The sequence below is a fragment of the Streptomyces sp. Root1304 genome, from assembly GCF_001426405.1.
GTDB lineage: Bacteria > Actinomycetota > Actinomycetes > Streptomycetales > Streptomycetaceae > Streptomyces.
Genome location: NZ_LMEP01000001.1, coordinates 773,490 through 791,166 on the forward strand (window position 1 = coordinate 773,490; position 17,677 = coordinate 791,166).

Consider the following 17,677-nt stretch of genomic DNA (forward strand, 5'->3'; position numbering starts at 1 on the left):
GGACGATTCGTCTCCTCCCCCGGTCTGATCTTCGCCCTTCTCGGCAGGTGAACGCCCCGAACCGGTCGTACCGTCGAAAACATGACGCAGCAGGCGAAGATCGACACGGGTGGCGGCGAGACGGCCGAAAAGGGGCCACCCGTGGTCCACCGGGCCGCCGGGCTCACCTCCGCCGAGGTCGCCGAGCGCGTCGCGCGCGGTGAGGTGAACGACGTACCCGTACGGAGTTCCCGCTCGACCCCGGACATCGTCCGCGCCAACGTCTTCACCCGCTTCAACGCGATCATCGGCGTGCTGTGGGTGATCATGCTCGCCGTCGCGCCGATCCAGGACAGCCTCTTCGGCTTCGTGATCATCGCCAACACCGGCATCGGCATCATCCAGGAACTCCGCGCCAAGAAGACCCTCGACGGGCTCGCCGTCATCGGCGAGGCGAAACCGACCGTGCGGCGCGACGGAGTGGCCGCGGAACTCTCCACCTCCGAGATCGTCCTCGGGGACCTCATCGAGCTGGGCCCCGGCGACAAGGTCGTCGTCGACGGCGAGGTCGCCGAGGCCGACAGCCTGGAGATCGACGAGTCGCTGCTCACCGGCGAGGCCGACCCCGTCGTGAAGAAGCGCGGCGACCGGATGATGTCCGGCTCGTTCGTCGTCGCGGGCGGCGGCGCGTTCACCGCGACCAAGGTCGGCCGGGAGGCGTACGCGGCGCAGCTCGCCGAGGAGGCGTCCCGCTTCACGCTCGTCCACTCCGAACTGCGTACGGGCATCTCCACGATCCTGAAGTACGTGACGTGGATGATGATCCCGACGGCGCTCGGGCTGGTGATCAGCCAGCTGGTCGTCAAGGACGACAACTTCAAGGACGCCATCGCCCGCACGGTCGGCGGCATCGTGCCGATGATCCCCGAGGGCCTCGTCCTGCTCACCTCGGTCGCGTTCGCGATCGGTGTCGTACGACTGGGCCGCAAGCAGTGCCTCGTGCAGGAGCTGCCGGCCATCGAGGGCCTCGCCCGGGTCGACGTCGTCTGCCTCGACAAGACGGGCACGCTCACCGAGGGCGGCATGGACGTCACGGAGCTCCGGCCGCTGGGCGGCGCGGACGAGGCGTACGTACGGAAGGTGCTGGGGGCGCTCGGCGAGTCCGACCCGCGCCCGAACGCCTCCCTCCAGGCGATCATCGACGCCTACCCGGAGACGGTGGAGTGGCGGTGCACGGAGTCGCTGCCGTTCTCCTCCGCCCGCAAGTACAGCGGGGCGTCCTTCAGCGAGGGCGACGGCGAGAACTCGACCTGGCTGCTCGGCGCGCCCGACGTCCTCCTGAAGTCCGGCGACCCGACGCTCACGGAGATCGACCACCTCAACGAGCAGGGGCTGCGGGTCCTCCTCCTCGCCCGTACGGTCCACGAGCTCGACAGCTCCGAGGTCGCCGCCGACGCCCGCCCCACCGCGCTCGTCGTCCTCGAACAGCGGCTGCGGCCGGACGCCGCCGACACGCTCGCCTACTTCGCCGACCAGAACGTCGCGACGAAGGTCATCTCCGGTGACAACGCGGTCTCGGTGGGCGCGGTGGCCGCGAAGCTCGACATGGCGGGCGCGGAGAACACGGTGGACGCGCGGAAGCTGCCCTCCGACCGGGAGGGGATGGCGAAGGTCCTCGACGAGAACGCGGTCTTCGGCCGGGTCACCCCGCAGCAGAAGCGGGACATGGTGGCGGCGCTCCAGTCCCGCGGGCACACCGTCGCCATGACGGGCGACGGCGTCAACGACGTCCTCGCCCTCAAGGACGCGGACATCGGCGTCTCGATGGGCTCGGGCTCGGAGGCGACGCGGGCGGTGGCGCAGATCGTCCTGCTGAACAACAGCTTCGCGACGCTGCCGTCGGTGGTGGCGGAGGGCCGCCGGGTCATCGGCAACATCACCCGGGTCGCGACGCTCTTCCTCACGAAGACGGTCTACTCGGTCCTCCTGGCGGTCCTGGTGGTCTGCTCCCAGGTGGAGTACCCCTTCCTCCCCCGCCACCTCACGCTGCTCTCCACCCTCACGATCGGCGTACCGGCCTTCTTCCTGGCGCTCGCCCCGAACAAGGAACGGGCCAGGCCGAACTTCGTCCGCAGGGTGATGCGGTACGCGATCCCCGGCGGCGTCATCGCGGCGGCGGCCACCTTCGCGACGTATCTGCTGGCCCGCCACTACTACACGGGCCCGGACGCCCTGGGCGCCGAGACCAGCGCGGCCACCCTCACCCTCTTCCTGGTCTCGATGTGGGTCCTGGCGATCATCGCCCGCCCGTACACGTGGTGGCGGGTGGCCCTGGTCGCCACGATGGGCGGCGCGTTCCTCCTGGTCCTGGCCGTCCCGTGGCTCCAGAACTTCTTCGCACTGAAACTGGTGGGCGTGACGATGCCGTGGACGGCGGTCGCGATCGCGGCGGCGGGCGGCGCGCTCCTGGAGGTGGCGTACCGCTGGGTGAGCCGGAGGTTCCCGGCATAAGCCCCGGCGGACCGATCCCCGGCGGCAAGCTCTCTGCCGAGCCGTCCGAGTCCCCGCTAAGGTGGCCGATCGCCCGGCGGGTCGGGAGCGACCCTCCTGGGCATGACGCGCTGGACCGTTCTGGCCGGCGCCCATCAGAACACCGGGTCCACGCAGGCGTACAAGATCCAGGCGTACGACATGGAGACGGGAAGACCGCGTAACGAGCGCTCGGTCCCCGGGGCGCAGGAGTGCGGCATCGCTGCCGAGATCGTCGTCTGCTCCCACGGTGACAGCATCTCGGCGTGGAGCCTGGAGGGACTCTCCCCCCTGTGGACCGTTCCATCGGACCGGGTCCTGCTCCCCTCGCCGAAGGGATCGCCGTCACAGAACGTCTACGTCGTGAAGAAGACCGAGTCCGGCCTGCCCACGGAGGTCGGCGAGATCAGCCAGGGCGACGGCCACCTCGTCTGGCGCAAGGACGTCCCCAAGGGCACCGACTTCGCCACGGTGTCCGGTGAGGGCTTCCTTTACTTCCTCACCTACCGGGGAGGCGTGACGAAACTCGTCCGGCTCGACCCGGAGCGAGGGGGCGAGACGACGACGGACCTGGCGGTCCCCGAACGCATGCTGGACATCGTCGGCGAGGTCTTCTACAGCCATCGCGGCGGCGTCATCAGCGCGTACGACATCGCCACCGGCCGGCGCCTGTGGTCCTCCAGCACGCTCCACCACCGCTTCTCCGCCCCGACGGTGGAGGGCGACCGGATCCACTTCACCACCCAGGACGGCACCGTCATCGCCCTGGACCGCCACAGCGGCGGCGCGCTGTGGCAACAGCGCCCTCCGCAAGGCGGATCCGAACCGGGCCCATCGGGCAGACTCACCCCGCTCATCCCTGCCCCCGTAGTGCTCGGCGACATCATCGTCGCACCGGCCTACCAGGCCTGGATCCACTCCTTCCTCGCGCCGCCGACCGTCACGGCCCCTCGGTCCACGCCCCCTCGGACGGCGGCTCCGTCCACCGCGGCGGCCGGATGAGTCAGCCGCCGCTGGGGCGTCACACCGGCTCGCCCAGCCGCCGCACGCGCAGTACGGCGGTCAGCATCGGGAGGGTGAACTCGCCGTCGGCGGTCTCCGGCCGGCTCGCGAGGAATGCGCGCATCCGGGCGAGCGTGGCCTCGCGTTCCGGTTCCGGCATGACCAGCATTCCCAACGAGGGGATCATCGTGATGGGCGACCCCGAGGGCAACGAGTTCTGCCTGGACTGAGGGCGGGGGCGCGCGTCGCGGTCCCGGTGACATCACTCAGGGCCGCGACGTGCACGCGCTCACCGCGGTTTGAGTAGCGCTACTCAGGTGGGCAGGGGACGGCCGGCCGCACGATGGGACCGGCCGCGAAACGGCGCGACCGAACCGTCCAGGAGGAACCGACCCATGCGAGACAACCGCCCCCGCGCAGCCGTCCGGCTCACGTTCGCCAACCCCGTCTCGCTGGTGTACCTGACGGTCGTGGCTTCGCTTCCCCTGCTGGTCAGCCCGTGGACCGAGGGCCAGGCCTTCGCGGACGTCTGGCTCGCCATGGCCACCGCGCCCAGTAGCCTGCTCCTGCTGCTGCCCGACGCGATGACCGGCCTCTCGGGCTGGGCGACCGCGTACCACTACACGGCGCTGGTCCTCTCCGCGCTGATCAACGCCTTCCTCCTCGGCCTTGCCTACCGGGCCCTTCGGGGGAACCCGGCTCGGCAGGGCCTCACCGCCTGACCGCTCAGTCGAACCAGCGGTCCCGCGCCAGTTCCGCCGTGCGGGACGGGTCCTCCAGGAGGGCCGCCACCTCGAAGCGGCGGGGCCATTGGCCCGAGGCCCAGGCCAGGCCCGCCGCCACGCCTTCCAGGGTGGACGCGTGGACCACCCCGTCCGGGGTGCGGCGCCAGTCGAGTTCCGTGCCCGCCGCCCTCAGTTCCTCGTGCTCGACGTACGTCGACGGGGTCGCCGCGCCCAGCAGCGTACGCACCGGCTCCGGCACCTCGTGCTCCTCGCCCGTCGTCGTGACCTCCGCCTCGACCGTCTCGCTCAGGCACCGCACCTGGAACAGTTCCGCCAGGTCCGCCGCCCTCGACGGCGACACCGGCAGCAGCGGCAGGCCGCCCGCGAGCGGCAGGAGGTCCGGGGCGTCCGCCACCAGGGCCTCCGCCGCGTCGACCACCACGACGGCGCCGTCCACGACCGCCCTCAGGTCGTCCGGGAGCGTCACCTGGTCCGGGTCCAGGTCCGCCAGCGCCGTGTACAGGGCGTGCAGTTGCGGCGCCGTCACCTCGCGGGACGGATCCGCCAGGCGGCCAAGCAGCTCCGCCGCCCCTCCCGGTTCGTCCAGGAGCGCCGTGACCGTCGTGCGGACGCCCAGCGCCCTCAGGACCTGCTCGTCCTCGAAGCCGGTCGCGTCGGCGGGGTCGTACAGCCCGGTCAGGAGCGGGTCGCCGCCCGCCGCGCGGAGGCCCGCCGGGCGGCGGCCGTCCAGGACCGGGTGGTCCCGCAGCCACCACGCCGTGTACGAGCGGACCGTCTCCGTCGTCCCGTCCGGCAGCAGCACCCGTACGGGCTGGGTCAGGGCGTCCCTCAGGGGCGGCTGCGCCAGCAGCGCCAGCGCCTGCGGCCAGGCGTCGTCGTCGACCAGGTCCAGGTCCCGTACGGCCACGATCTCCGTCGCCACCGGCGGCACCGGCGACTCCGGCAGCCGGTCGAGGACGTCCTCGCACCACACGTCGACCGCGTCGAGGAGCCCCGCGTCGTCGGGCTCCGGGTAGTCGCCCTCGCGCGGTTCGACCTCGTCCGGGTCGAGGAGCAGATCGGTCGCCCGTACCAGTGCGAAGGTGGCCAGCACCCCGCAGGCCGCGAGGGGCTGTTCGCCCCAGCGGGCGGCCAGTTCGGCTTCCACGTAAGCGAGTTCGTCCTCCCGCATCACGGCGGCGAAGGCCGAGCCCGGCATCACCAGCTCGCCCGCCGGGGCGAGTTCGCCGTCCTCGTCGGGGAGGGCGAGGGCGCCGAGCCACGGCTCGTCGCCCGGGTCGAGCTCCGCGTCCCGTACGAGCGCGAGGACCGTGTCGACGAGTTCGTCCGCGTCCAGCGCGTCCGCGTCCTCGTCCCAGATCTCGCCCGCGTCGAGGGAGCCCGCGACCGCCGCCCGCACCTGCGGGGTCGTCAGGACCGCGCGGGGCGTGGCCGGCAGGGCGCCCAGCTTCTCCAGGAGCGGGTGCGCCGCCTCCGGGTGCGCGACCTTCAGGCCCAGCCGGGTCAGCTCGGCGGGGGTCCGGTCCTGCGGCAGGAGGACCTGGCGGGGGCCGACGGCCGTACGGGTGCGGCCGTCCTCCTCCGCGTCCGCCAGCGGCACCGGCAGACCGGACAGCCGGTCCGGGTCGACACCCGCGAGGGAGTCGTACAGGCGCCACCACCAGGTCGGGGCCCGGTCGACCCCGGCGAGACGGTCCACGGCCTCCGTCAGGGGGACCCTGCCGACCCCCAGGGTGCGCAGCTCGGGGCGCCGCTCCAGGCCCGCCGGGAGGAGCGTCGGGAAGACCTCCGCCAGGACCTCCACGGTGTCCGCGCCCGCGCCCTCCGCGACCTCGGCCTCGATCGGGCGGAGGGCGGGGAGTTCCTCGGTGGGCGCGGCGGGCGCGAGGAACGCGACCCTCGGCAGCCGGTCCAGGATCGCCTCGCGGAGCGCCCCGTCGAGCGGACCCTTGCCGAGCGGGCCGGGGACGAGGTCGAGCGTCGCGGTCGTCACCGGCTGCCACTCGGCGAGGAGTTCGGCGTACGCGTCGGCGGCGCGCTGCACGAGGAAGTCCGTCAGCGGGCCGGGCGCCGGGTGCCGGCGCGCGGTGTCCAGCGGCAGGGACGCGATGAGCAGCGCGGGGATGCCGAGGGGTTCGTCGGTGGGGGTGGGGGCGTGCACGACCGGGGTCGTACGCGGGAAGCGCGGGGCGCCCTCCCCGTCCACGGGTACGGCCCAGGTGACCGACCAGTGCGGGCGGAGGCGCTCCTCGACCGGGCGGTCCTTGAGGAGTCCGGCGTCGAGCGGGCCGCCGTGGGAGACGGTCCGCCAGCGGTGGGTACCGGTGGCGGAGTCGTCGATCCGTACGTAGCCGTCGTCCTCGGAGCGGCGGAGCGTCCGTACGCCCTCGGCCGTCTCCACGACGATCTCCGCGAGCCCGGGCAGGGTGAGGAGGAGGGCGTCGTCGACGGAGGCGAGGAGCCGTTCGGCGAGGTCGAGGGCGGCGGTGTCGCGCAGCGGGAGGACGACGACGGTGTCGTAGCCGTCGGGGGCGGTGCCCTCGGCGGGCAGCGGCAGCCGCAGCAGCGGTACGTGACCGTCGCGGCGGCGCAGTTCGTCGCCGAGGCCGGGGCTGTGCGCGGCGGCCCCGGCGGCGAGTTCGCGGGCCTCCGCGAGGGACCAGCGGACGCCGCCGTGGCGGCCGAGGACGGCGGGCTCGTCGGTGACGGCGAGGACGGCGGCGAAGCCGACGCCGAAGCGGCCGACGGCGCCGTCGGTCTGCTCGCGCTTGGCGGAGGCCCGGAGCGTCGACAGCGATTCGGCGCCCGTCGCGTCCAGGGGGGCGCCGGTGTTGGCGGCGGCGAGGATCGCCGGGCCCTCGTGGTCGGCGGGGTGCAGGGTGAGGCGGAGGCGGCCGGTGACGCCGGCGCGGTGGGCGGCGTCGGCGGCGTTCTGGGCGAGTTCGACGACGAGGCGGTCGCGGTAGCCGCCGAGGGCGAGGTCCTCCTCGGCGTTGGCGTCCTCGCGGAAGCGGGCGGGGGAGGCGCCCCAGGCGTCGAGCACTCCCCGCCGCAGCCGGGCGGTGCCGAAGGGATCGGTTCCGTCGGTCGTCGTCCGGACGCTGACGCTCACGTCTGACTCCACTCTGCGGGGGCGGGGCGGGCCTTGGGGGCCCGGGGGTGGACCTTGGGGTCCGGGGGTGGACCTTGGGGGTCCGGGGTGGGCCTTTGGGCCCGGGGGCCGAAGGTACCGTGCCGGGGGCGGTGGCCTTGACGGGGCGCGGGGGGGGGGCCGGGGGCGTGTGGGTGCGTTGGGCCTTCGGGCGGGCGGGTGCGTTGGGCGCGGGCGCCTGGGGGTGCATGTGCCGGTGACTGGGCGTTCAGGCGTGGGGGCCTGGGCCCGGCAGGGGACGATGTCCCGTGTGCCCACCCGTCCCTCCCCCAAGGACTTCGTCCAGGGGGGACCCCCAAGCGGGACGATTACCCACACGGCGGGGGCCCGCACGGGCGCGGATGCGGGCCCAAGCGGTGGAGGTCCCGGCCCACGCGGTGCGGTGTCGGCCCGCGCGGGCCTGGGGTCCGCACGGTGCAGCGCACGCAATTCGGCGCGAGGCTCGCATCGGCATGGGCCGCATGTGGTGCGGCCCCGTGCCGTGCCGTTGGCGGGCCTCCCGGCCCGGTCCGGTGTCCCCCCTACGAGTGCCCCAGGTCCTCCGACGCGTCGTCCGGTTCCGTCGTCGAGCCGGAGTCCTTCGCCGGGCGGAGGGGGAACTCGTCCGCGCCCATCGAGTCGAGGACCGGGGGCGCCGGGCGCGGGGGCTTCGGCATGACGGCGGCCTCGGAGTGGCCCCCGCAGCCGTACGCGAGGGAGACGACCCGGCCGTCCGCCGGGGAGAACTCGTTCGCGCAGACACCGAAGGCCTGCTTCAGGGAGCCCGCGAGCGGCACCAGGAACGCGCAGGACTCGCACGTCGCGGGCGCGGCGAGCGCCATCGGCGTCTTCGCGCCGAACGCCTCGTCCCAGCGGTCCGTCGCCGTGTGGAGCCCGTACCGGGAGAGGACCCGGGCCCGGCGCATGCCGAGCTCCTCGGCCACCGCCGCGATCGCACCGCGCGAGGGCACGCGGGTGACGATCTCCGCGTCCTCCGTGTCCAGGTGGTCGGCCAGCTCCTCCGAGACCACGGAGTTCGGCGGGGGCGCGTCCTCGCCGGTGTAGCCGGGCTCCAGACGCAGGTCGTCCTGCTCGGTGGGCAGCAGGTCCCCGGGACCCATGTCGCCGGGCCGTAGCCGCTCGCTCCACGGCACCCACTCGGGGGCGAGGAGGGCGTCGGAGCCGGGCAGCAGGACGGTTTCGTCAAGCGTGACGTTCTTGGCGCGGGAGGCGCGGGTGACCGTCACCGCCCAGCGCCAGCCCCGGTAGCCGGGTTCCTTGGACTCGAAGTAGTGGGTGACGACGCGGTCACCCTCGGCGACCACCTCGACGTGGGCGCCGACGATCCCGGGGGCGGCCGCCTCCTCGGCGGCCTCCCGCGCGAGGTCTACGGCCTCGGCACACAGGCGGTCGGGGATACGCGTGGCTCGCGGGGTACGCGGGGTACCGCTTCGCGTCGTCGCAGCACTCACAGGTCTCGCTTCTCTCCTACGCCGTCTCACGGGTGCGCCGGCCGAGGGGCGGGAGCGAAGCCACGGGCGGCGGGCGGAGCGGACCTGTGGGCCGCATCGACGTCCGCGCACCCGACTTGTCTCGCGTGTCTCGGGCACACCTATCGCCATCCATTCTGCGGGATGCCGAAGAGGCGCGCGGCCGAGAGCTTCCGCCGGTGACGCGCTACGCACGCTACCCCGTTCGCGGGCCTCAGCCCACATGCCCGCCCCAAGTGGCCCGCATCACGGACGCCGGGAAGGGGCTGGAAGGCGGTCGGGAAGGGGGTGAGAGGCGGTCGGGAGGCGGGCTTCCGGCGGTCGGGAGGCGGGCTTCCGGTGATGGGAAGGCGGTCGGGGAAGCGGTCTCCCGGCCTCCGGGAAGGGATCCGGTCGCGGTCCGTGAGGGCCTTCACCGCCGCGCCACGGTTCGCCGGGCGCGCCGGTGGGGCACTATGACGGAGTGGCAGCCGCACGGTCCCCCGCACGATCCGAAGATCATGCCGGACCGCTCCGCCGAGCGGGCCGGAGGGTCGGTCGCGCCCTGCACCTGCCCTTCACGGGGACGGCGAAGGGAATCCGCAAGGCGACCCACGCGCACGGCGCGGGCGAGTCGGGGCTCGGGAAACTGATCGAGCTGCACGCCGTGAACGGCGCCGGCGACGTCATGATCACCGTCGCGCTGGCCTCCACGGTGTTCTTCTCCGTGCCGACGGACGAGGCCCGTGGGCGGGTCGCCCTCTACCTCGCCGTCACGATGGCCCCCTTCACGCTCCTCGCCCCGGTGATCGGTCCGCTCCTGGACCGCATCCCGCACGGGCGGCGGGCCGCGATGGCCGGCGCGATGCTGACCCGCGCGGTCCTGGCGATCATGATGTCGGGGGCCGTGGCGACGGGTGGTCTCGAGCTGTACCCGGCGGCGCTGGGGGTCCTGGTGGCCTCGAAGGCGTACGGGGTGGTCCGCAGCGCGGTCGTGCCCCGGCTGCTGCCACCGGGCTTCTCCCTGGTGAAGGCGAACTCCCGGGTGACCCTCGCCGGGCTGCTCGCGACGGGGATAGCCGCGCCCGTCGGGGCGGGGCTCCAGATGCTGGGGCCCCGGTATCCGCTGTACGGGGCGTGCGCGCTGTTCCTGCTCGGGACGTTCTGGGCGCTGCGGATGCCGCACAAGGTGGACTCGGCGAAGGGCGAACGGCGGGCGCACCTGCTGACGCACGGTGAGCGGAAGCCGAGCCTGCGGACAGTGGGGCCCTCGGTCCTGCACGGCCTGGAGGCGAACGCGGCGCAGCGCATGCTGTCGGGTTTCCTGATCTTCTTCCTGGCGTTCCTGCTGCGCGAGCACCCCCTGTCGGGGCAGAGCGCCGCCGTGTCGCTGGGGATCGTCGGCGTGGCGGCGGGCGTCGGCAACGCGTGCGGTACGGCGATGGGCTCGCTGCTCCGCGACCGGGGGCACGGGCCCGAGGTGATCATCGCCACCATGATCAGCGTGGTCTGCGGTACGGCGATCGTGACGGCGGTGTTCTTCGGCGGGGTGATGGTGGCCGTGCTCGGCGCGGTCGCGGGGCTCACCCAGGCACTGTCGAAGCTGTCCCTGGACGCGCTGATCCAGCGGGACGTGCCGGAGGTCGTACGGACGTCGGCGTTCGCACGGTCCGAGACGGCGCTGCAGATGGCGTGGGTGGTGGGCGGGGGGATCGGCATCGCGCTGCCGCTGAACGGCACCCTGGGCATGGCGGTGGCGGCGGCGATCCTGGCGGTGGGCGCGCTGCTCGCGGTGCGCGGCCTGCTGGCGGAGGCCCGCCGCAGGCCGGGCCCCAAGGGGCGGACGAAGGCGCGGGTGGGGTAGGAGGGGCATCAGGGGCCGGCTCCCGATGGCCCCGTGGCCGACCCCCGAGCGGCCTCAGGGGCGACGCCCCGGGTGCCGCCATCCGGTGCCGGAAGACGGCACGCCGTACCCCCGCGTGGCGCGGGCGCGGCGGCCCGATAGCCTTCGGCTCATGACCGTTGCGTTCTTCACCGGCTCGCGCCGCCGGGCCGCCGTCGCCCTCGGGGCCGTCTCCGCCGGGCTCCTCGTACTCTCCGCCTGCGACAAGCCGACTCCGATCGCGACCCTGACGGTCGGGACCGACTCGGTCCACTCCGAGGCCGCCTGCTACAACGACGGCGACGCCATCAAGGAGTCGCAGATCCAGCAGTGCCTCAACAAGAAGGCCGAGAAGTCCATCACCGTCGCGATGGACGACAAGATCCGCTTCGGGGTCGACCCCGAAGTCGCGGACAACGGCTGGACCATCTTCCTCGGCGGCCAGCAGGCCGAGCCCGAGCCCTACAAGAAGACGTACCGGACCATTCCGGCCAGCGCCTTCTTCTCCAGCCAGTCCGGCGAGCCCACCAGCCAGACGCAGGTGACCATCGTCGAGAACACCGGCAAGAAGCTGACCGGCATCTGGCACTTCCAGCTGAAGAAGGAATCCTGATCCTCCGGTGGTCCCCGACCATCGGATCCACCGGATCCTGATCGTGACGGCCGTGGCGGCGGAGGCGGACTCCGTCTCCGCGGGCCTCGCCCTCTCCCCCGGCCTCGGCGGCCCCGAGCCGCTGCCGCTGCCGGGCGGCCTCGTCCTGCGCCGCCACACGGGCGGCACCGGGGCCGTACGGATCGACGTGCTCGTCGGCGGGGTCGGCCCCGCCGCCGTCGCCGCCTCGACCGGGACGGCGCTGGCGTACGCCTCGCTGACCGGGACGGGCTCCGATACGGACACCCGCGCCCGGACCGGCCCGGCATCCCGTACGGGATGCCACCCCGCTCCTGACGCCCGGCCCTACGACCTCGTCGTCTCCGCCGGGATCGCCGGCGGGTTCCAGCCCCTCGCGCCCCTCGGGTCCGTCGTCGTGTCCTCGGCGCTCGTCGCCGCCGACCTCGGCGCGGAGACCCCCGACGGGTACCTCGCGGTCGACGAGCTCGGCTTCGGGCGGTCCGTCCACCCCGTGCCGGACGCGCTGACCGGCCGTGTCGCCGCCGCCCTGGACGCGGGCGGCACGCCGTACGCCGTCGCGCCCGTCCTCACCGTCTCCACCGTCACCGGCACCGCCGCCCGCGCCGCCGCACTGGCGGAGCGGCATCCCGGAGCCGCCGCCGAGGCGATGGAGGGCTTCGGCGTCGCCGAGGCCGCCGCCGCGTACGGCCTGCCGGTCGTCGAGATCCGGGCCGTGTCGAACGCCGTCGGCCCCCGCGACCGCGCCGCCTGGCGCATCGGCGAGGCCCTGACCGCGCTCCGGCACACTTTCGAGCTGTTGAGCAGCACCGTCTTCGTGGAGCTGGAGCCGTCGTGAGCAAGCTGAAGATCGCCTACTCGCCCTGCCCGAACGACACCTTCGTCTTCGACGCCTGGGCCCACGGCCGTGTCCCCGGCGCGCCGCGCCTCGACGTCACCTTCGCCGACATCGACATCACCAACGGCTGGGCGGAGAGCGGCGCCGACGGCCACGACGTCCTGAAGGTGTCGTACGCGGTGCTGCCCTGGATCCTCGACGAGTACGCGCTGCTGCCCTGCGGCGGCGCCCTCGGCCGGGGCTGCGGCCCGCTCGTCCTGACCCGGGAGGCCGGCACCGGTGCCGATCTGGCCGGGAAGACGGTGGCGGTGCCGAGCGAACGCTCGACCGCGTACCTGCTGTTCCGGCTCTGGGCGGCCGAGCAGGTGCCCGGCGGGGTCGGGAACGTCGTCGTGATGCCGTTCCACGAGATCATGCCCGCCGTGCGCGACGGCAAGGTCGACGCCGGGCTCGTCATCCACGAGGCCCGCTTCACCTACGGGAGCTACGGGCTGCACTGCCTCGCCGACATGGGCGAGCACTGGGAGTCCACGACCGGGCTGCCGATCCCGCTGGGCGCGATCGTCGCCCGCCGGTCCCTCGGCGAGGAGACCCTGCGGCGGCTCGCCGACGCGGCCCGGACGTCGGTGCGGATGGCCTGGGACGACCCGGAGGCCTCCCGCCCGTACGTCCTGGAGCACGCGCAGGAGATGGACCCGAAGGTGGCCGACCAGCACATCGGGCTGTACGTGAACGAGTTCACGGCCGACCTCGGCGAGCACGGTTACGCGGCGGTCCGCGGGCTGCTCACCCGCGCCGCGGCCGAGGGACTCGTACCGCCCCTCGGCCCGGACGCGCTCGCCTTCCCCTGAGGGGGCCTACACGTCCAGCTGGTCCGCGACCGCGCGCAGCAGGCCCGCGATCTTGGCGCCCTGCGTCTTGTCGGGGTAGCGGCCGCGCTCCAGCATCGGCGTGATGTTCTCCAGGAGCGTCGTCAGGTCCTGCACGATGGACGCCAGTTCGTCGGGCTTGCGGCGCTGCGCCGCCGCGACGGACGGGGTGGGGTCGAGGATCGTGACGGACAGCGCCTGGTCGCCGCGTTGACCCGCGACGACTCCGAACTCGACCCGCTGGCCCGGCTTCAGTGCGTCGACTCCGGCAGGGAGCACCGACGAGTGGACGAAGACGTCGCCGCCGTCGTCACGGGAGAGAAAGCCGAAGCCCTTCTCGCTGTTGAACCATTTGACCTTGCCGGTAGGCACGTCCGTCCTCGTCCTCGTCGATGGGGATGGCACACAGCGGGCCGACCGGCCCGCCGGCACCAGGCTAATGGTCCGGAGGCCGGTGACAAGACGTCGCCGATGTGTTCCTGTGGCCAGGGAACTACCCTGGCTCGATGCTTAGTGAAACCCCCGCCGCACCGGTGAACGACAGCGCTCCGGGTGACGGTCTCGTCAAGGCCGGTGTCGTCCTCTTCGCGATCGGCGCGGTGGCGACGCTGGTCACCGTGGCTCCGCTGTTCCTGGGCACGGACCCGTTCCCCACCGTCGCCTACACCGTCTCCATGCTGATGGGCGTCGGCTTCGCCGTCGCCGCGGCCGGTGTGCTGCGCTCGATCGCGGCCCAGCGGCGCCAGGCGCGGGCCGGCGCGACCGCACCGGTTCAGGCCAGGTAGCTCTCCCACCAGGGACGGAAGTCCGTCAGGTCCGTCAGGACCACGTCCGCGCCGGCCTCCGTCAGCTCCTCGGCGGGGCAGGGGCCGGTCGCGACGGCCACCGAGTAGGCGCCCGCCGTCGCGGCGCCCCGGACGTCGCCGATGTGGTCGCCCACGTACACCTGCGCGCCGTGCGCGCGCAGGGCCTCCGCCTTGCCCTCGGCCCACAGGCTGCCGACGACCGCGTCCGGCTCGATGCCGAGGTGCGCGAGGTGCAGCTCGGCGTGCGGGCCGTTCTTCGCGGTGACGACGATCGTGCGGCCGCCCGCCTCGCGGACCGCGGCTATGGCGTCCCGGGCGCCCGGCATCGGGTGCGAGGGCTCGATCGCGTACGCCGGGTAGAGCGCCCGGTAGCGGGCCACCATCTCCGTGACCTGCTCCTCGGGGACCCAGTGCGCCATCTCGTGCTCCAGCGGCGGACCGAGGCGGCTGACGACGAGGTCGGCGTCGACGGGGACGCCGTACTCGGCCGAGAAGGCCTCCCAGGCGGCCTTGATACCGGGGCGGGTGTCGATCAGCGTCAGGTCGAGGTCGAAGCCGACGGTGAGCGGGGGCGGGGTGGGGGTGGGGGTGGGGGTGGGGGTGGGCGTAGGGGCTGAGGCAGGGGTGGCGTCGGGGGTCATCGTCATGGGGCCATTCTCCGGGGTCGCCCCGGGGGGCCGTCGGGGGACCACCTCGGGGACCGGAGGGCGGCGGGCTCGGTCCTTCGAGGGACCTCCGGCCCGGTTGGTCGCCGTTGGGTGCTGCTTACACTGAGCTAAGCCTTACCAAACCTGCTCGTCGCACCGCCCGCTCCCCCGCACCACCCGATGGGTCCTGATGCCAGCCGCTTTCCGTACCAGACGGGTCCTCGCGACCTCGGCGGCTCTCGTCGCCCTGCTCCTCGCCGTTCTCCTCAGCCTCGCCGTCGGCGCCCGCGCCATCGCCCCTGCCACGGTGTTCGACGCCCTGCTGCACGGCGGTACGAGCCCCGACGCCGAGGTCGTACGGCAGCTCCGCGTCCCCCGCACCCTCATCGGGCTGATGGTCGGCGCCGCGCTCGCGCTCGCCGGCACCGCGCTCCAGGGCATCACCCGCAACCCGATCGCCGACCCCGGCATCCTCGGCATCAGCCAGGGCTCCTCCGTCGGCGTCGTCCTCGCCATCTCCTTCTTCGGCGTGCACACCCTCACCGGGTACGTGTGGTTCGCCTTCGCCGGCGCCGCCCTCGCGGCGGTCGCCGTGCACGCCGTCGCCTCCAGCGGACGCGGCGGGGCGACGCCTGTGAAGCTGGCGCTCGGCGGGGCCGCGATCAACGCGCTGCTGCTCTCCGTCACCACCGGCATCCTCACCACCCGGGCCTCGGCGCTCGACGAGTTCCGGTTCTGGCAGATCGGCTCGCTCGACGGGCGCGACGCGCAGATCGTCGGCCAGATCTGGCCCTTCCTGCTGCTCGGCGCGGTCCTCGTGGTCTCCGTGGCCCGCGGGCTCGACGCGCTCGCGCTCGGCGAGGACGTCGCCAAGGGGCTCGGTCAGCGGGTCGCGACGGTGCGGATCGTCGGCGGGATCGGGGCGACCGTCCTCACCGGCGCGGCCGTCGCCGCCGCCGGGCCGGTCGCCTTCGTCGGCCTCGCCGTGCCGCACATCGCGCGGGCGATCGTCGGCTCCGACCACCGGTGGGTGCTGCCGATGGCCGCGATCGTCGGCCCGGTGATGCTGCTCGTGGCGGACGTCGCCGGACGGATCGTGTTCCCGCCGGGCGAGGTGCCCGCCGGGGTGATGACGGCGCTGATCGGGGTGCCGTTCCTGGTGACCCTCGTACGCCGGAAGGCGGTGCCGGCGTGAGTACGTCTCGTACGACCACCGACACAGGTACGGCCACGGGCGCGCGTACGACCGCCGGCGCGCGGCCCGCCGGGTACGGGATCGTCCGTGCCCGGGGTGTGTCCTTCCTCGTCCACCGGCGTTCCGCGCTCGTCGCCGGGGGGCTGCTGCTGCTCCTGGCGGTGTCCTCCGTCGCGTACCTCTGTGTCGGCGAGCGGTTCGTCGGCCCCTCCGAGGTCGTCCGGATCCTGTTCGGGCAGTCGTCGCCGGCCGCGTTCGTCGTGGAGGAGCTGCGCGTGCCGCGGCTCGTCGTCGCGCTGGCCGTCGGTGCGGCGTTCGGCGTCGCGGGCGCCCTCATCCAGACCGTCGCCCGCAATCCGCTCGCCTCCCCCGACATCATCGGCATCAGCCAGGGCGCCGGGGCCGTGACCGTCGCCGCGATGACCTTCGGCCTCGGCTCGTACACCGTCCTGCCGTACCTCTCGATCGCCGGCGGTGTCCTCGCGGCGGCGCTCGTGTACGCGTTCGCCTGGCGCGGCGGGCTGCACGCGACCCGCTTCGTCCTCATCGGCATCGGCTTCGCCATCGCGCTGCGGTCCCTCACCACCCTGTTCATGACCAAGGGCGACTACCTCGTCGCCCAGCAGGCGCAGATCTGGATGACGGGCTCGCTGAACGGGCGCGGCTGGGACGAGTCCGCGCCCCTCCGCTGGACGCTGCTCCTCATGCTGCCCGCCGTGCTGTGGGCGGCCCGCGCGCAGCGGACCGTGTCGCTCGACGACGACACGGCGACCGCGCTCGGCGTGCGGCTCGGGCCGGTCCGGCTCGGACTCGTCGCCGTGGGCGTGGTGCTCGCGTCGGTGGCGACGGGCGTCGCGGGTCCGGTGGACTTCGTCGCGCTGCTCGCGCCGCAGATCGCCCGCCGGATGACCAGGACCGCGCAGGTCCCGCTGCTGTGCTCGGCGCTGACCGGTGCGGTGATCGTGGTCCTCGCCGACCTGCTCGGCAGGCGGCTCTTCTCCCCCGTCGAACTGCCGGTGGGAGTCCTCACGGCGGCGGTCGGCGCCCCGTATCTGATCTGGCTCATCGTCCGGAGCCGTACCGCAGGATCCGCTGGAGGCAAGGCGTGAGCAGGCTGACCGCGCGCGAGCTGACGCTCGCCTACGAGGACCGGACCGTCGTCCACGAGCTGGACCTCGCGATCCCCGACGGCAAGGTGACCGTGATCGTCGGTCCCAACGCCTGCGGCAAGTCCACCACGCTCCGGGCGCTCGGGCGGCTCCTCAGGCCGGCGGGCGGGGCCGTGCTGCTCGACGGGGAGTCGCTGGCGAAGCTGCCCACCAAGCGGATCGCCCGCGCGGTGGGGCTGCTGCCGCAGACGCCGGTCGCGCCCGAGGCGATCACCGTCGCCGACCTGGTCTCCCGGGGCCGGCAGCCGCACCAGGCCTGGTGGAAGCAGTGGTCGGAGGAGGACGAGCGGGCCGTCGCCGACGCGATGGAACGCACGGACGTCGCCGCGCTCGCCGACCGGTCCGTGGACGCGCTGTCGGGCGGGCAGCGGCAGCGGGTGTGGATCGCGATGGCCCTCGCGCAGGAGACGGACCTGCTCCTCCTCGACGAGCCCACCACCTACCTGGACATCTCCCACCAGGTCGAGGTCCTCGACCTGGTCCGCCGCCTCAACCGGCTGCGGGGCCGCACGGTCGTCCTCGTCCTCCACGACCTGAACCAGGCGGCGCGGTACGCGGACCACCTGGTCGCGATGAAGGCGGGCCGGGTGGTGGCGGAGGGCCCGCCGTCGGAGGTCGTGACGGAGACCCTGGTCAGGGACGTCTTCGGCCTGGAGTCGGTGGTGGTCCCGGACCCCGTGACGGGGTCACCGCTGGTGGTACCGGGGGCGCCGTGGGGGGTGGCGGAGCGGGTGGAGACGGTGGGGGCCGAGGGCTGACGGGCGGCTGATGGGGGCGGGGCGGCC

Annotated in this window: 15 protein-coding genes; 11 read left to right on the top strand and 4 right to left on the bottom strand. The window is 73.7% G+C overall.

Annotated elements, in window-relative coordinates; genetic code table 11:
* The first annotated feature begins 81 nt into the window (after nt 1–81).
* The 3 genes from ASD33_RS03525 (at nt 82) to ASD33_RS03535 (ending at nt 4,232) form a co-directional block, all read left to right on the top strand.
* Nucleotides 82–2,490 (top strand): HAD-IC family P-type ATPase, encoded by a 2,409-nt coding sequence (locus ASD33_RS03525; protein ID WP_056552930.1) that lies wholly within the window; start codon nt 82–84, stop codon nt 2,488–2,490.
* Between the two features lie 102 nt (nt 2,491–2,592).
* On the top strand, nt 2,593–3,510 hold the full coding sequence (locus ASD33_RS03530; RefSeq protein ID WP_056552933.1) for a PQQ-binding-like beta-propeller repeat protein: 918 nt from the start codon (nt 2,593–2,595) through the stop codon (nt 3,508–3,510).
* Nucleotides 3,511–3,905: 395 nt separating this feature from the next.
* Entirely contained in the window at nt 3,906–4,232 is a 327-nt protein-coding gene (locus tag ASD33_RS03535; RefSeq protein ID WP_056552936.1) for a hypothetical protein, read from the top strand.
* Nucleotides 4,233–4,236: 4 nt separating this feature from the next.
* Here the strand turns inward: ASD33_RS03535 and ASD33_RS03540 are convergent, their stop codons facing one another.
* Both ASD33_RS03540 and ASD33_RS03545 read right to left on the bottom strand, forming a co-directional pair.
* Nucleotides 4,237–7,380, bottom strand: a complete 3,144-nt coding sequence (locus tag ASD33_RS03540) for a hypothetical protein (protein ID WP_056552939.1) — start codon at nt 7,378–7,380, stop codon at nt 4,237–4,239.
* Nucleotides 7,381–7,928: 548 nt separating this feature from the next.
* The gene (locus ASD33_RS03545) at nt 7,929–8,858 is read right to left on the bottom strand and encodes a DUF3027 domain-containing protein (RefSeq protein WP_056552942.1); all 930 of its coding nucleotides are present in this window, start codon (nt 8,856–8,858) and stop codon (nt 7,929–7,931) included.
* 481 nt (nt 8,859–9,339) lie between these two features.
* On the opposite strand from ASD33_RS03545, the gene ASD33_RS03550 reads away from it, so the two are divergent.
* The 4 genes from ASD33_RS03550 (at nt 9,340) to ASD33_RS03565 (ending at nt 13,057) form a co-directional block, all read left to right on the top strand.
* Nucleotides 9,340–10,719, top strand: coding sequence for an MFS transporter (locus tag ASD33_RS03550; protein WP_056552946.1), 1,380 nt, complete (start codon nt 9,340–9,342; stop codon nt 10,717–10,719).
* A 151-nt stretch (nt 10,720–10,870) separates the two neighbouring features.
* Nucleotides 10,871–11,350: a hypothetical protein gene (locus ASD33_RS03555; protein ID WP_056552949.1), complete on the top strand. Its 480-nt coding sequence runs from the start codon at nt 10,871–10,873 to the stop codon at nt 11,348–11,350.
* Between the two features lie 7 nt (nt 11,351–11,357).
* Entirely contained in the window at nt 11,358–12,206 is an 849-nt protein-coding gene (locus ASD33_RS03560; protein ID WP_056552952.1) for a futalosine hydrolase, read from the top strand.
* Nucleotides 12,203–13,057: a 1,4-dihydroxy-6-naphthoate synthase gene (locus tag ASD33_RS03565; RefSeq protein ID WP_056552954.1), complete on the top strand. Its 855-nt coding sequence runs from the start codon at nt 12,203–12,205 to the stop codon at nt 13,055–13,057. Before ASD33_RS03560 ends, ASD33_RS03565 begins: the two co-directional genes overlap by 4 nt.
* A gap of 6 nt (nt 13,058–13,063) precedes the next feature.
* Here ASD33_RS03565 and ASD33_RS36720 read toward each other — a convergent pair whose 3' ends face one another.
* Nucleotides 13,064–13,447 (bottom strand): cold-shock protein, encoded by a 384-nt coding sequence (locus ASD33_RS36720; RefSeq protein WP_030322122.1) that lies wholly within the window; start codon nt 13,445–13,447, stop codon nt 13,064–13,066.
* Nucleotides 13,448–13,581: 134 nt separating this feature from the next.
* On the opposite strand from ASD33_RS36720, the gene ASD33_RS03575 reads away from it, so the two are divergent.
* Complete coding sequence (locus ASD33_RS03575) at nt 13,582–13,860, top strand: hypothetical protein (RefSeq protein ID WP_056552957.1); 279 nt, start codon at nt 13,582–13,584, stop codon at nt 13,858–13,860.
* Here ASD33_RS03575 and ASD33_RS03580 read toward each other — a convergent pair.
* Entirely contained in the window at nt 13,848–14,522 is a 675-nt protein-coding gene (locus ASD33_RS03580; RefSeq protein ID WP_242426847.1) for an HAD family hydrolase, read from the bottom strand. The two genes, ASD33_RS03575 and ASD33_RS03580, sit on opposite strands and share 13 nt — an antisense overlap.
* Nucleotides 14,523–14,718: 196 nt before the next feature.
* On the opposite strand from ASD33_RS03580, the gene ASD33_RS03585 reads away from it, so the two are divergent.
* The 3 genes from ASD33_RS03585 (at nt 14,719) to ASD33_RS03595 (ending at nt 17,650) form a co-directional block, all read left to right on the top strand.
* Nucleotides 14,719–15,723 carry an iron chelate uptake ABC transporter family permease subunit gene (locus ASD33_RS03585; protein ID WP_056552961.1) on the top strand — a complete coding sequence of 335 codons (1,005 nt, stop codon included), beginning with the start codon at nt 14,719–14,721 and terminating at the stop codon, nt 15,721–15,723.
* Between the two features lie 80 nt (nt 15,724–15,803).
* Nucleotides 15,804–16,832, top strand: coding sequence for an iron chelate uptake ABC transporter family permease subunit (locus ASD33_RS03590; RefSeq protein WP_056553842.1), 1,029 nt, complete (start codon nt 15,804–15,806; stop codon nt 16,830–16,832).
* On the top strand, nt 16,829–17,650 hold the full coding sequence (locus ASD33_RS03595) for an ABC transporter ATP-binding protein (RefSeq protein ID WP_056552964.1): 822 nt from the start codon (nt 16,829–16,831) through the stop codon (nt 17,648–17,650). Before ASD33_RS03590 ends, ASD33_RS03595 begins: the two co-directional genes overlap by 4 nt.
* The last annotated feature ends 27 nt before the right edge of the window (nt 17,651–17,677 follow it).